The sequence below is a fragment of the Microbulbifer sp. ABF4_143 genome, assembly GCF_056160225.1.
Genome location: NZ_JBSWWT010000026.1, coordinates 1 through 13,379, shown reverse-complemented (window position 1 = coordinate 13,379; position 13,379 = coordinate 1). Strand labels below are relative to the sequence as shown.

At 64.3% G+C, this 13,379-nt stretch carries 12 protein-coding genes; 5 read left to right on the top strand and 7 right to left on the bottom strand.

The annotated features are described in order from the left end of the window. Position 1: 1 nt before the first annotated feature. The 5 genes from hemB to ACXAF3_RS16355 all read right to left on the bottom strand — a co-directional run bounded on the left by hemB (position 2) and on the right by ACXAF3_RS16355 (position 5,814). Entirely contained in the window at positions 2-1,015 is a 1,014-nt protein-coding gene (gene hemB, locus ACXAF3_RS16375; protein WP_475113369.1) for a porphobilinogen synthase, read from the bottom strand. A 17-nt stretch (positions 1,016-1,032) separates the two neighbouring features. Further along, positions 1,033-2,316 carry a glutamate-1-semialdehyde 2,1-aminomutase gene (gene hemL / locus ACXAF3_RS16370; RefSeq protein ID WP_475113368.1) on the bottom strand — a complete coding sequence of 428 codons (1,284 nt, stop codon included), beginning with the start codon at positions 2,314-2,316 and terminating at the stop codon, positions 1,033-1,035. A gap of 348 nt (positions 2,317-2,664) precedes the next feature. Then, on the bottom strand, positions 2,665-3,450 hold the full coding sequence (gene thiD, locus ACXAF3_RS16365) for a bifunctional hydroxymethylpyrimidine kinase/phosphomethylpyrimidine kinase (protein ID WP_475113367.1): 786 nt from the start codon (positions 3,448-3,450) through the stop codon (positions 2,665-2,667). A 92-nt stretch (positions 3,451-3,542) separates the two neighbouring features. Then, positions 3,543-3,965 (bottom strand): protoporphyrinogen oxidase HemJ, encoded by a 423-nt coding sequence (gene hemJ / locus ACXAF3_RS16360; RefSeq protein ID WP_475113366.1) that lies wholly within the window; start codon positions 3,963-3,965, stop codon positions 3,543-3,545. A gap of 28 nt (positions 3,966-3,993) precedes the next feature. Beyond that, positions 3,994-5,814, bottom strand: coding sequence for a chloride channel protein (locus ACXAF3_RS16355; protein ID WP_475113365.1), 1,821 nt, complete (start codon positions 5,812-5,814; stop codon positions 3,994-3,996). 98 nt (positions 5,815-5,912) lie between these two features. On the opposite strand from ACXAF3_RS16355, the gene argC reads away from it, so the two are divergent. The 4 genes from argC (at position 5,913) to erpA (ending at position 8,751) form a co-directional block, all read left to right on the top strand. Continuing rightward, on the top strand, positions 5,913-6,959 hold the full coding sequence (gene argC, locus ACXAF3_RS16350; protein WP_475113364.1) for an N-acetyl-gamma-glutamyl-phosphate reductase: 1,047 nt from the start codon (positions 5,913-5,915) through the stop codon (positions 6,957-6,959). Positions 6,960-7,013: 54 nt separating this feature from the next. After that, positions 7,014-7,757, top strand: a complete 744-nt coding sequence (locus ACXAF3_RS16345) for a DUF6776 family protein (protein ID WP_475113363.1) — start codon at positions 7,014-7,016, stop codon at positions 7,755-7,757. Positions 7,758-7,821: 64 nt separating this feature from the next. Continuing rightward, positions 7,822-8,232, top strand: coding sequence for a bactofilin family protein (locus ACXAF3_RS16340; protein ID WP_475113362.1), 411 nt, complete (start codon positions 7,822-7,824; stop codon positions 8,230-8,232). A gap of 165 nt (positions 8,233-8,397) precedes the next feature. Then, positions 8,398-8,751: an iron-sulfur cluster insertion protein ErpA gene (gene erpA / locus ACXAF3_RS16335; protein WP_475113361.1), complete on the top strand. Its 354-nt coding sequence runs from the start codon at positions 8,398-8,400 to the stop codon at positions 8,749-8,751. A gap of 181 nt (positions 8,752-8,932) precedes the next feature. On the opposite strand, the gene ACXAF3_RS16330 is transcribed toward erpA, so the two are convergent. Beyond that, on the bottom strand, positions 8,933-10,042 hold the full coding sequence (locus ACXAF3_RS16330; RefSeq protein ID WP_475113360.1) for an anhydro-N-acetylmuramic acid kinase: 1,110 nt from the start codon (positions 10,040-10,042) through the stop codon (positions 8,933-8,935). 9 nt (positions 10,043-10,051) lie between these two features. Next, the gene (locus tag ACXAF3_RS16325) at positions 10,052-11,422 is read right to left on the bottom strand and encodes a peptidoglycan DD-metalloendopeptidase family protein (RefSeq protein ID WP_475113359.1); all 1,371 of its coding nucleotides are present in this window, start codon (positions 11,420-11,422) and stop codon (positions 10,052-10,054) included. A 292-nt stretch (positions 11,423-11,714) separates the two neighbouring features. Between ACXAF3_RS16325 and tyrS the strand changes: the two genes are divergently transcribed. Beyond that, positions 11,715-13,019, top strand: a complete 1,305-nt coding sequence (tyrS, locus tag ACXAF3_RS16320) for a tyrosine--tRNA ligase (RefSeq protein ID WP_475113358.1) — start codon at positions 11,715-11,717, stop codon at positions 13,017-13,019. Positions 13,020-13,379: the final 360 nt, after the last annotated feature.

Genomic DNA, 13,379 nt, shown 5'->3' with positions numbered 1-13,379 from the left:
ATTAAACGCTCTGCAGCAGCCGCGCCGCCTCCTCGGCGAAATAGGTCAGCACGCCGTCCGCGCCGGCGCGCTTGAACGCCAGCAGGGATTCCAATATCACCGCCTCGCGATTCAGCCAGCCGTTGTCAAACGCGGCGCAGTGCATCGCGTATTCGCCGCTGACCTGATAGGCGAAGGTCGGCACCTTCAGCCCGTCTTTGACCCGCCGCACTATGTCCAGGTAGGGCATACCCGGCTTGACCATGATCATGTCGGCGCCCTCCTGCAGGTCCAGCGCGCACTCGTGCAGCGCCTCGTCACCGTTGGCGGGATCCATCTGGTAGCTGGCCTTGCTGCCACCCTTCAGGTTGCCGGCGGAGCCGACCGCGTCGCGGAAGGGGCCGTAATAGGCGGAGGCGTACTTGGCCGCGTAGGACATGATCATCGTGTTCACATGGCCCTCGCGTTCGAGCGCATCGCGGATCGCGCCTATGCGCCCGTCCATCATGTCCGACGGCGCCACCACATCGGCGCCGGCGGCGGCGTGGGACAGGGCCTGCTGTACCAGCACTTCCACCGTGTCGTCGTTGACGATATAGCCGCTGTCGTCCATCAGGCCGTCCTGGCCGTGGCTGGTGAAGGGGTCCAGGGCCACATCGGTGATCACGCCCAGTTCCGGCGCGGCGTCCTTCAGTGCGCGCACCGCGCGCTGGGCCAGGCCGTCCGGGTCGTAGGCGGCGCGGGCGTCATCGGACTTGTGCGCCGGGTCCACCACCGGGAAGAGCGCCACCGCCGGAATACCGAGGCGCAGCAGCTGCTGCGCCTTTTTTGCCAGCAGATCCACACTCAACCGCTCGACGCCGGGCATGGAGGCGACGCGCTGGGTCTCGCCGCGGCCCTCGATCACGAACAGCGGCAGAATCAGATCGTCGCAGCTGAGGCGGTTTTCCCGCGCCAGGCGGCGGGAAAAATCCTGCGCGCGCAGCCGGCGCAGACGGGTATTGGGGTAGGCTCCCCGATTGATCGACAAGGACATGACTGCTCTACCTCTCTTCAAGCCAGGGTGGTAAACACTTTTTTCGCCGCGGCGATGGTGTTTTCAATATCCTCGTCGCTGTGCGCCGCGGACATAAAGCCTGCCTCGTAGGACGCCGGCGCCAGGTAGACCCCCTCCTCGAGCATGCCGTGGAAGAAGCGGTTGAAACGCGCGTTGTCGCAGGCCATGACCTGCTGGTAGTTGGTGACCTGCGGTTCTTCGGTAAAGAAGAAGCCGAACATGCTGCCGGCCCTGTTGGCGGTCAGCGGTATACCGGCCTCGCTGGCCGCGGCCAGTACGCCCTCCACCAGGCGGTCGGTCTTGGCGGCCAGGGATTCGTAGAGGCCCGGTTCCTGCACCAGACGCAGGGTTTCCAGGCCGGCGACCATGGCCACCGGGTTGCCGGACAGGGTGCCAGCCTGGTAGACGGGGCCCAGTGGCGCGATCTTCTCCATGATCTCGCGCTTGCCGCCGAAGGCGCCCACCGGCATGCCGCCGCCGATCACCTTGCCGAGGGTGGTGATATCCGCCTCGATGCCGTAGTGGCCCTGGGCGCCGGTCAGGCTGACGCGGAAGCCGGTCATGACCTCGTCCAGGATCAGCAGCGCGCCGTGCTGGTCGCAGACTTCGCGCAGGGTTTCCAGGAAGCCGGGCTGCGGCGGAATGCAGTTCATATTGCCGGCCACCGGCTCGACGATGATGCAGGCGATCTGGTCGCCGATTTCGGCAAAGCACTCGCGCACGCCGTCGGCGTCGTTGTAGGAGAGGGTGATGGTGTGATCGGCCAGGGATGCCGGCACCCCGGGCGACGAGGGCACGCCCATGGTCAGGGCACCGGAGCCGGCCTTGACCAGCAGCGAGTCGGAGTGGCCGTGATAGCAGCCCTCGAACTTCACTATCTTGTCCCTGCCCGTATAGCCGCGCGCCAGGCGGATGGCGCTCATGGTGGCCTCGGTGCCGGAGTTGACGAGGCGCACCAGGTCCATATTCGGCCACAGGCGGCACAGCTCTTCCGCCAGCTCGGTCTCCAGCTCCGTGGGCGCGCCGAAGCTGAGACCGGATTGGGCCTGCTCGACTACTGCTTCTATCACGTCCGGGTGCGCGTGGCCGAGCACCATCGGGCCCCAGGACTGCACATAGTCGATATAGCGTTTGTCGTCGGCGTCGTAGAGGTAGGCGCCCTCGGCGCGGCGGATAAACAACGGCGTGCCGCCCACCGCGCGGAAGGCGCGCACCGGTGAATTTACGCCGCCGGGAATAACTCGCTGGGCTTCGGCAAAGAGTTGCTCGGATTTGCTCATTTCACTCGCTCGGGAATTTTGGAGGGGAATGGGTTGGAAATACAGCGGGCTATTATCGCGGCCATGAGCCGGTGGTACAACGTGCCTTCTATTTGGCCAAGTGGCGGGCCTGCTGCCGATGGCCTTTTGCGGGACACGCCGTGAATCCATCTCTGGAGGCTTGTCGGCCGGGTCCCTCCGGCCGACAGCCCCGAAAGGCCATCGGCATCAGTCCCTTCGCATTGGATTCCGCCGTTCTTTACCGATCGAAGTCAGGATGTTGATGCGAAGGTCCTGATGCCGGGATTTGTTTGCGGGACCGCCCGGAAGCTTGAGCTTGCGACGGGCATGGCTTAAAAGCCTGGAAAACTAGCGCTTACACCAGAAAAGCCGGTTCGGAATCGGCCGCCCCATACCCAGCCGGCGGCTGTCGGCAATCGCTTTCCAGGTGAACTGCTGGCTGCGGCTGACCGCCTCGATGATGGTCAGGCCGTGGGCGACATGACAGGCGATGGCGGTGGCGAGGGTGCCGCAGACGCCGTAGGCGGTCGGCGGCAGTCGTTCCCAGTGGAACTGGCGGATCAGGCCGCGCTCGTCATAGAGGCGGTTCTCCAACTGTTGTTCGCAGGGGACGCCGGTCAGCAGCAGGTAGCGGCAGCCGCTCTCGAGCAGCTCCTGCGCCATGGCGTCCAGCACGTCCGCCTCCACCGCCATGGCGCGGGCCTCGCGCCGGTTGGGGCAGGCCATGGTGGCGTAGGGCAGCAGCAGAGAGGTCATCGCCTCCCACAGCGGCGGCGCCAGTAGGCTCTGCTTGTCGGCCAGGGTCGCGTCCGGGTCTATGATGACCGGGATATTCGGGTAGTCGCGCAGCACGCTGTGCAGCGCGCGCACGTTCTCCACCGAACCCAGGTAGCCCACCTTGATCGCCGCCACCGGCATATCCTCGAGAATCGCGCGCGCCTGCTCCACCAGCAGGCTGTCGTCCACCGGCGCCACGCCGAGCAGCTCCCCCGTATCGCCGACGCTGATTGCGGAGACCACCGAGGCGCAGTGGCAACCGAGGCTGGCCGCGGTCTCGGTATCCGCCGCAATGCCGGCGCTGCCACTGGGATCGTGGTGGGTGACGGTCAGGATAACGGGTTGGCGGGTGTCCATAGGCTAATTGCAGGCTAGCGGTTGCTGTGCGCCTAATTCTAGTTGTTGTGCGGCGCCCCATCGGAGTGATGCGGCGCCCATTTATCCAAATGTCAAAACGGTTTGACCACCGCCAGGATCACGATGGCGATCAGTGCGATCACCGGCAGTTCGTTGAAGATGCGGAAGAAACGCCCGCTCTTGGTGTTGGTGCCGGCGGCGAATTTGCGCACATAGGCGCCACAGATATGGTGGTAGCCGATCAGCAGCACGACGAAAAACAGTTTCGCGTGCAGCCAGCCGGCGCTCTTGTAGTAGACCCAGTTGAAGCTCAGCAGCCAGATGCCCAGCGCGATGGTGGCGATCATCGAGGGCGTCGCGATACCGCGATACAGGCGGCGCTCCATGATGCAGAAGCGGTCGCGGCTGACCGCGTCGGTGGCGTCCACGTGGTAGACGAACAGGCGCGGCAGGTAGAAGAGCGCGGCGAACCAGCAGACCATCGCGACCAGGTGAAAAGCTTTGACCCACGGCATCGAGTGCCCCCCCGGGAAATTAAGATAGTTACTTGCGGTAAAAATTTTCGATATGTTGCGGCAGGATAATGCCGGCGACGCTGTTGTCCAGTGCGCCGTCGTGGCCGCGGCTGATGTAAAGCGCGCCGGCGCCGCTGCTCTCCAGTTTCTGTTGCGCCTCCAGCAGGGTGGCGCGCCAGCTCAGCTCCGCCAGCTGTTCGCGCTTGCCGGGCAGCTTGAGCAGGTCGACCGGTTCCGCTTCTTCCGCAGCGGTTTTTTCCTTTCCGCTTTTGCGCGCCTCCTCGCGCGCATCTTTGACCCGCAGCAGGAAACTGGCCAGGTCGGCGGCCAGCAGCAGCTGCGGTGCCGGCTCCTGCGGCAGATCGATCAGAATCCACTGCGGGTGCCGCTCGATCAGCCGCACCGCCTCCGCCTCGGGGATTTTCTGCGGCGCCACGGCAAATCGCCGCTCCATCACACTGGCGACGCCGACGCGGCTCAGCATCTGCTGCCGCCAACTGGGGGTGCCGCTCTTGTCCAGTGCGCGCAGCGTCTCCTGAAAAATCCCTTCGGTAGCAAAGAAATTCCGGCTCACCAGGCAGGCCACCACGATCATCATCATGCCGGGGAAGAGCACATTGGGGTTGTAGGTCAGCTCGAGAATCGCCAGCAGCGCCGCCAGCGGCGCGTTCAGCAGGGCAGCCATCATCGCCGCCATGCCCACCATGGCGTAGAAACCGGGGCTGGCGGTGTATTCCCCCAGCCACAGGTTGGTGAGTCCGCCGGCGATGCCGCCCAGGCAGGCGCCGAGAAACAGGCTCGGGCCTATGACACCGCCGGGAATGCCGAGGCCGGTGCCTATCGCGGTGGCCGCCAGCTTCGCCAGCACGATGATCGTCAGCGAGGCCAGGCCCAGCTCGCCGAGCATGGCCACCTCCAGAGTGTCGTAGCCGGTGCCGAGAATTTCCGGCACCCAGATGGCCAGGGTGCCGGTGGTGACGCCCACGACGAGGAAGCGCAGCAGGGGCGAGCGGCGCTGCTGCGGCGCCAGCCAGCGGTGGGCGCGGATAAACACGGCGGCCAGAGTGCCGATGACCAGCGCGCACAGCAACAGTACCGGCAACTCCGCCAGGGAGGTGAGCTGGATCGCGGGCACATTGAACGCGGGCTGGCGGCCGAAGGCGATCTGCGCGGTGGCACTGCCGGCGACCGCGGCCAGTATCACCGGCAGGAAGCCCGCAACCGAATACTCGAGCATCACCACTTCCATCGCGAAGATCACGCCCGCCAGCGGCGTGTTGAACGAGGCGGCGATGGCGGCGGCCACGCCACAGGCCAGCAGGCTGCGCGCCGAGTTGTTGGGCAGCCGCAGCCGGCGCGCCACCCAGCTGCCGCTGGCGGCGCCCAGGTGCACCGCCGGCCCCTCGCGCCCTACAGAGTGGCCGCTGACCAGCGCCGTGGCGCCGGCGAAGAACTGCAGCACGGCATTTTGCGGCGGCATCCGCCCCTGGTGGTTGTGCAGGCGGTCGAGCACGTGCACCACACCCACGTTGCGGCGGCTCGGGGTCAACAGCAGGTACATGCTGCCGAGCAGTAGCCCGCCGGCAACCGGCAGGGCGAAACGCCAGTGCGGCGGCAGGGCTTCGTAGCGGTCCGGCACGGGCAGAAACAGCTGCGCCGGCCACTCGCTCAGCAGACGGAAGGCGACTGTGACCATGCCGGCACAGGTGCCGGTGAGCAGGGCCAGCACCAGCAGCGGCGCCAGCGCATCCTGGGCCGACAGCATCAGGCGCAGCTTTTCCAGGCCGCGCTCCCGCTGCGGCCAGCCGACATCTGTGTGTTTTCTGGTGTCTTTGGGTGGCTGCGGCACAGCGCGTCCTTAATGTGTCCGAGCTTGTGGTAGAGTGCTCCGCTGATCTAAAACCGCCGCCGCGGTGGTCGGCGGGCCCACAGGGAGAATCGAACAAGGTGATTAAGGTAGCAATTGTCGGCGGTACCGGCTACACGGGTGTGGAATTGTTGCGCCTGCTGACGGCGCACCCTCAGGCGGAACTGACCGCCATCACCTCCCGCTCCCTGGCCGGCACGCCGGTGGCGGAGCTCTTTCCCAGCCTGCGCGGCCACTGTGAACTGGCCTTCTGCGAGCCGGACGTGGATCAGCTGGCCGCCTGCGATCTGGTGTTTTTCGCGACGCCCCACGGCGTGGCGCAGGCGCAGGTGCCGGAGTTGATCCGCCGCGGTGTGCGCGTCGTCGACCTGTCCGCGGATTTCCGCCTGCAGGATATCGCCACCTGGGAGCGGTGGTACGGGCAGAAACACGCCGCGCCGGAGCTGGCGGTGCAGGCGGTCTACGGTCTGCCGGAGGTGAACCGCGCGGAGATCGCCGGCGCGCAGCTGGTCGCCTGCCCGGGCTGCTACCCGACAGCGATCCAACTGGGCTGGATTCCGCTGTTGGAGGCGGGGCTGGTGGATCCCGAGCAGCTGATCGCAAGCGCCGCCAGCGGTGCCAGCGGCGCCGGTCGCCAGGGCAAGACGGAGCTGCTGCTGGCGGAGAACAGCGACAACTTCCGCGCCTATGCCGCCGGCGGCCACCGCCATCTCCCGGAAATAGAGCAGGGGCTGCGCCGGGTGCAGCCGGCGGGCGCCAGCGCTGCGTGCGTGACCTTCGTGCCGCACCTGCTGCCGATGGTGCGCGGCATTCACGCGACCCTGTTCGCAAAACTGCAATCCGGCCAGTCGGCGCAGGAACTGCAGCAGCTGTTTCAGAGTCGGTATAGGGATGAGCCGTTCGTGGACGTGATGCCGGCTGGCAGTCACCCGCAGACCCGCAGCGTGCGCGGCACCAATATGTGCCGCATCGCCCTGGCGCAGCCACAGGGGCGGGATACGCTGGTGGTCATGTCGGTGATCGACAACCTGGCCAAGGGGGCCTCGGCGCAGGCGGTGCAGAACATGAATATCATGTTCGGCCTAAATGAGACGCTGGGGTTGGAGAGCCCGGCGCTGCTGCCTTAGAATCGGGCAGAATTATCACGACGAAACAAAAACCAGATAAAAACAGCGGATTTCATGGCGCGCAAAGTAAAAGGCAGCAAGCAGTACCGCATGAAGGTGGTGCCTCATCGCCCGTTTTCCGGTGTCCTTTCCGTTGGGGGGGTGGCCCTGCTGGTGCTGGCCACTTCCGCCGCGGCCTATTTCGCCGGCCAGCACCACCTGCGCAAGGGCCTGGACGAGAAAAGCCTGGCTTACGAGCGGGCCCTACAGCAGCTGGAGGCCTTGAAACAGGAGAACGAAACTCTGCGTCTGCGCGCCGCGACCGCCGAACAGTCCCTGGCGATCGGGGAGCAGGCCAGTGAGAAGGTGCGCGCCGAATTGGTGGAGAAAGAGAGCCGCATCGCCGAACTCAAGCAGGAAATCTCCTTCTACCGGGGCCTGATGGCGCCGGCCGACGGCAGCGATGGCGTCTCCATCGGCCGCTTCAGTATTTCGCAGACCGCCGACACGCGCCGCTACCAGTACAAGTTGCTGGTGCAGCAGTCGGCCACGCGACACAATTTGGTGAAGGGGCACGCGACCTTCACCGTTGTGGGCCGCCAGGATGGACAGCCAAAACGCTACCCGCTCCGCGACCTGTCGCCACAGGTGGATAGCGAATCGATTCCGTTGCGCTTCAAGTACTTCCAGAATATCGAAGGCGAGCTACAGTTGCCCCAGGGCTTTGAGCCGGAAGGTGTCGAACTGTCGCTTAAATCCAGCGGGCGCAAGGGTTTCAACATAGAGCAGCGTTACGGCTGGCTGGTACAGAAGAGCTAGCAGCGGCGCTGAACCGACGAGGTTTGACTGAAACATGTTTAGTAAAAAAGAGAAGACAACAACTATGGCCAGTTCCGGTAGCAACCACACGACCCTGATTGCGCGCCAGACCGAGGTGTCCGGCGATCTGCATTTCCGCGGAAATCTGGTGATCGAGGGCAAGGTCAAAGGCAATGTCAATGCCCACAGCGACAGCGACGCGCGCCTGCAGATCGTCGAGGGCGGCCAGGTGGAAGGGGAGATCCGCGTTCCGCAGGTAGTCATCAACGGCAACGTCAAGGGCGACGTCTACGCCGCGCGCCACCTGGAGTTGGCCTCCAAGGCGATGGTGGAGGGCAATGTCCACTACAAGCTGATCGAGATGGTCAAGGGCGCCCAGGTGAACGGCTCACTGGTTTCCAACGTGGAGATCGACAGCGCCGGCGAGCCGCGCATGATCGAATACGCGGATGAAACCGTTATCGAAGCCGAATAAGGCTCTTCCCGCCATCCCGGGCTCCTGCGCGCCTCGGGCGCCGGAGCCCGCCACTTCCCGCAATACTTGACTGAAATTCTCGGTTTTAGCAAGATGGCGGCCGCGAGGCTGCGCTCGGTATACTTTTATACAGACGTGAATGTCTCGATTTGCTGAGAGAGCACTATGTCAGAAGCTGTATCCTTTTCTCCCGAACCGGTTGTGGTGACCGATAAGGCGGTGGCCAAGGTCAAGAGCCTGCTGGAAGAGGAGGGCAACCCGGAGCTGAAACTGCGAGTTTTTGTGACCGGTGGTGGCTGTTCCGGTTTTCAGTACGGATTCACCTTTGACGAGCTGGTGGCCGAGGATGACGCTGTGGTCGAAAAAGATGGTATCCAGGTGCTGGTCGATGCGATGAGCTACCCCTATCTGGTCGGCGCCAGTGTCGATTACGAGGAGGGGCTGTCCGGCTCCCGCTTCGTTGTGCAGAACCCCAACGCCTCCTCCACCTGCGGCTGCGGTTCCTCCTTCTCGATCTAGTCCAGAACCTCTACCTTGTAGGAGCGGCCCGCGGCCGCGATCGATCTATCCGGTTCGGCCCGCGAAGTTTTGGCGCTCTGTAGCCGGCTCGAGGCGGCTCTGCCTTCTAGCTAGCGAGACAAGTCGTGAAACATCCCCGGGGTGGCTCAGCCGCTCCGCGCATTCGCGGCGCCGACACACCCTAGACTGGGTAAATGGCTCCCAACACCGTCTCCTGCCGCGCCCCGGTCACCCCGGGGCAGTTGCCCGGCAGTCCCAGCAGCGTCTGCCGCGCCAGCCAGGCAAAGCCCACCGCTTCCAGCCAGTCGGCGTCTATGCCGTAGCTGCCGGTATCGGCGATGGACCAGGTCGGCAAGCGCCGGCGCAGTCGCGACAGCAGATCCCTGTTCTTGGCGCCGCCGCCGCATACCAGCAGTTCGCCGCCATCGGCAAACAGGTGCACCGCCTCGGCGATACTCGCCGCGGTGACCTCGGCCAGGGTCGCCTGCACGTCCGCCGGCGCCAGTTCCAGTCCGGCGCAGGCCTGCTCCAGCCAGCTGGCGTTGAAAGTCTCGCGGCCGGTGCTTTTCGGCGGCTTGGCGGCGAAGTAGGGGTCGGCCATCAGCCGGTTCAGCAGTTCCGGGTGCACCCGGCCGCTGGACGCCCAGGCGCCTTCGCGGTCGTAGGGCTGCCCCTGGTGCAGGCCTATCCAGTAGTCCAACAGCACATTGCCGGGCCCAGTGTCGTAGCCGTAGACACTGCCGTCCGCGGCCAGCTCGGTGATATTGGCCATGCCGCCGATATTGACCACCGCGCGGCTGCGGTCGGTGGCGAAGGCGGCGCGATGGAAGGCGGGCATCAGCGGTGCGCCCTGGCCGCCGAGCGCCATATCGCGGCGGCGGAAGTCCGCCACCGTGGTGATGCCGGTGAGCGCGGCTATGGTGTTGGGGTCGCCGATCTGCAGTGTGAAGGGGGAGGCGACGGTGCCCGGCGGTCGGTGTCGCACCGTCTGCCCGTGACTGCCGATGGCGGTGACCTCGCCGGCCTCGACGCCGGCCCGCGCCAGCAGTGTGTTGGCGGCCTCGGCGAAGGCCTGGCCTATCTGCCGGTCCAACTGGCCGGCGCGGTCCAGTTCGGAGGGGCCGGGTGCACAAAGTGCCAGGATGGCATCCCGCAGCGGCGGTTCGATCGGGTGGCCGAGGGCGGTGTGGATACGCGGCTTGATGGTGTCTTCGTCGCCAAAGTCGACCAGCACCGCGTCGATAGAGTCGACGCTGGTGCCGGACATCAGGCCAATGTAGAGATCGGGCATTGCTCCGCCCTAATTGATGTTGTTGTCGTCGCTTTCGCTGTTTTGCGCCAGGGCCGGCTGTTCATAGCTCTCGAGCTGTGCCAGCAGCGGCTGGGTCTGGGCTCTGAAGCGGGCCATCTCGGAGGCGGGAATGGATTTTGCCTTCGGCAGCTTGCGCACTATGGTGGCCGGGTTGCGGTGGCGGCCGTTGACCAGGAATTCGTAGTGCAGGTGCGGCCCGGTGGCGTAGCCGGTGGAACCGACGGTACCGATCACCTGGCGCTGTTTGACACGCTGGCCGCGCTTGACCTTGCGCTTGTGCAGATGCAGGTAGCGGGTCACGTAACGTTCGCCGTGCTGGATAAAGACGTAGTTGCCGTTGGCTTTGCTGTAGCCGGCCTTGATCACGCGACCGTCGCCGGCGGCGTAAACCGGCGTGCCGCGGGGCGCTGCATAGTCGGTGCCGTTGTGCGGGCGACGGGTTTTGAAGATCGGGTGCAGGCGGCGCGGGTTGAAGTGCGAGCTGATGCGACCGATATCGACCGGGGTGCGGATAAAGGCCTTGCGCATGCTCTTGCCATCCGGCGTGTAGTAGTTGGCATCGCCGTTGGCGTCTACATAGCGCACCGCGCTGAAGGTTTTGCCCTGGTTGGTAAAGCTCACGGCCTGGATGGGGCCGTTGCCGATCTTCTCGCCCTCGAGGAATTTCTCCTCGAACATCACGCTGAAGTGGTCGCCCTTGCGGATATCCAGTGCAAAGTCGATATCGGAGCTGAACACCTCGGCCATTTCCATGATCAGGTCATGGCTGAGGCCGGCTTCGCTGCCGGCGACGAACAGGGAGCTGTCGATTTCCGCCTGGCGGTGTGCGGTATAGCTTTCGGGTTCTCGCTGGTGCAGCGCGTAGTTGAACTTGTCGGCGTCGCCGCGGGTGAATTCAACCAGGTTGAGTCGGTCCCTGTGCAGCTCCAGGCTCTGCAGAGTGCCGTCGGCCCTGACATGAAAGGTGAGCTTCTCTCCGGGCGTCAGCCGCGCCAGCTGTTTCGCCTCCTTGCCACTGGCGAGGAGCTTGTACATCTCTGCGGCACTGATCCCGGCGCGCTTGAACAGATCGGACAGGGTGTCGCCATTCTTTACCTGCAGGCTGTGGGCGCGGAGGTCACTTTCGGCGGGGGCGCTTTCCATCACTGCCTTGGATATGGCGGGGGCCGTCTCTTCAGCTTCGACGCTGGGGAGGTTGACCGGCAGCGAGAGCCTCTTGGCCTCGACGTCCGGAGTGGAGACGAACATGGTCAGCGCCAGGGCAAAGCTGGCGACGCCAGCGGTGACGGCGTGGGTGCGCGGGAAGTGCTGGCGCAGGGCGCCCAGCAGGCGCGGTGTCGGTTTGCGTTGGTTCTGCATGGTCTTAATGATTGGCGCTGGTTGTCGTTGTTATCGATGTCCCGGGCTTCCGATGCCTAAAAAACGAGCACTGAGGCGGCTTTATAACAAAATTCCCGCCGTCTATCACGGGGTAATTGACAAGTCTGTCCATGACTGAGTTCCTGTGTACCGGCTCCCTGGCTATTGTGTTGGGCGCCCTGCGCGCCAGTCGTTACCGCAACTTGTATTTAGCGCAAAGTGCGGTAATGTTGCAGCCCATTTTTCCGCCATCCGGCGGCTCTATTCACGATACTGACTACGAGGGGAAACCATGGCCGGGGTCGATGCGACACTGCTTAAAGACTTGGACCGCCGCGGGCTGATCAATCAGGCGACCGGTGACGGCGAGCTGACGCAGCATTTGACGGAGAGCCGCACCCTCTATTGCGGCTTCGATCCCACCGCGGATTCCCTACATATTGGCAGTCTAGTACCGCTGCTGACTTTGAAGAGGTTTCAGGCGGCAGGACACAAGCCGATTGCGCTGGTTGGCGGCGCAACCGGCCTGATTGGCGACCCCTCTTTCAAGGCGCAGGAGCGCAGTCTGAACACGCCGGAGGTGGTTGCCGGCTGGGTGGAGAAGATCCGCGCGCAGGTATCCCAGTTCGTCGATTTCGACTGCGGCGACAACAGCGCGCTGGTGGTCAACAACCTGGACTGGACCCGCGATCTGAATGTGCTCGATTTCCTGCGCGACGTGGGAAAACATTTCTCCGTCAACAATATGGTCAACAAGGAGTCGGTCAAGCAGCGCATCCAGCGCGAGGGGGAGGGTATCTCCTTTACCGAGTTCTCCTACATGCTGCTGCAGTCGATGGACTTCTCCGAACTCTACAAACGCCACAACTGCACGCTGCAGATCGGCGGTTCTGACCAGTGGGGCAATATCACCGGTGGCGTGGACCTGACCCGCCGCCAGCACCGCGGCAAGGTCTTCGGTCTGACGCTGCCGCTGGTGACCAAGGCGGACGGCACCAAATTCGGCAAGACCGAGAGCGGCACCATCTGGCTGGATGCCGGGCGCACCTCGCCTTACGCCTTCTACCAGTTCTGGCTGAACACCGCCGACGCGGATGTGTACAAGTTCCTGCGCTACTTCACCTTCTTGAGCGTCGACGAGATCGACGAGATAGAGGCGGCCGACCGCGAGCGAGCCGGTAAACCTGAGGCCCAAGGCATACTGGCGCGGGAAGTGACCCGCCTGGTGCACGGCGACGAGGGGCTGGCCGGGGCGGAGCGCATCTCCCGCGCTCTCTTCTCCGGCGATATCGCCGAGCTGTCCGTCGGGGACCTCGAGCAGCTGCGCCTGGACGGCCTGCCCAGTTCCACTCTGCCGGTGGAATTCGGCGACCAGAGTCTGATCAACCTGCTGGTCGATGCCGGCATGGCGCCGTCCGGCAAACCGGTGAAGGATGCGCTGGGGCGCAACGCGGTACTGGTCAACGGCGAGGCGGTGGGCATGGACAGCAACGGCGACCCGCAGTCGGTGTTCAGCGCGGCCAGCGCCCTGGCCGGGCGCTTCTTTATCGTGCGTTTGGGCAAGAAGAAGTACCACCTGTTCGAGCTGGCGGCCTGATCAACTCCCGCCTTCCGGGCGCCGCAAAGGTTAATTTCATCAAATTGCAAAAAAGGGCTTGCGGAGCCCGGCCGGAGGCCGTATAGTTCGCGCCCTCGCTGCTTGAGACGCAGTGAGGAGGCAGCTCCAAGTGATTGATTTTCTTAAGAAAATTTAATTCAAAAAGGGGTTGCCAAGGTCGGGGAGGTCGCTATAATGCGCGCCACTTCGAGGGTCGCCGGAAGCGGTGATCCGGAGGTTCCGGGAGGTCTTTAGAGTCCGCTTCGGAAGCCTCAAAAAAGTCTGCAAAAAGCGCTTGCTTCAGCAGATTGGATGTGTAGAATACGCGTCCCACAGTTAAGGCCAGGCGCCTAACTGAGT

Excerpts from the sequence above, each read along its gene's own strand:
- hemB (WP_475113369.1), bottom strand. The coding sequence starts at position 1,015 with ATGTCCTTGTCGATCAATCGGGGAGCCTACCCCAATACCCGTCTGCGC.
- hemL (WP_475113368.1), bottom strand. The coding sequence starts at position 2,316 with ATGAGCAAATCCGAGCAACTCTTTGCCGAAGCCCAGCGAGTTATTCCC.
- thiD (WP_475113367.1), bottom strand. The coding sequence starts at position 3,450 with ATGGACACCCGCCAACCCGTTATCCTGACCGTCACCCACCACGATCCC.
- hemJ (WP_475113366.1), bottom strand. The coding sequence starts at position 3,965 with ATGCCGTGGGTCAAAGCTTTTCACCTGGTCGCGATGGTCTGCTGGTTC.
- ACXAF3_RS16345 (WP_475113363.1), top strand. The coding sequence starts at position 7,014 with ATGGCGCGCAAAGTAAAAGGCAGCAAGCAGTACCGCATGAAGGTGGTG.
- ACXAF3_RS16340 (WP_475113362.1), top strand. The coding sequence starts at position 7,822 with ATGGCCAGTTCCGGTAGCAACCACACGACCCTGATTGCGCGCCAGACC.
- erpA (WP_475113361.1), top strand. The coding sequence starts at position 8,398 with ATGTCAGAAGCTGTATCCTTTTCTCCCGAACCGGTTGTGGTGACCGAT.
- ACXAF3_RS16330 (WP_475113360.1), bottom strand. The coding sequence starts at position 10,042 with ATGCCCGATCTCTACATTGGCCTGATGTCCGGCACCAGCGTCGACTCT.
- ACXAF3_RS16325 (WP_475113359.1), bottom strand. The coding sequence starts at position 11,422 with ATGCAGAACCAACGCAAACCGACACCGCGCCTGCTGGGCGCCCTGCGC.
- tyrS (WP_475113358.1), top strand. The coding sequence starts at position 11,715 with ATGGCCGGGGTCGATGCGACACTGCTTAAAGACTTGGACCGCCGCGGG.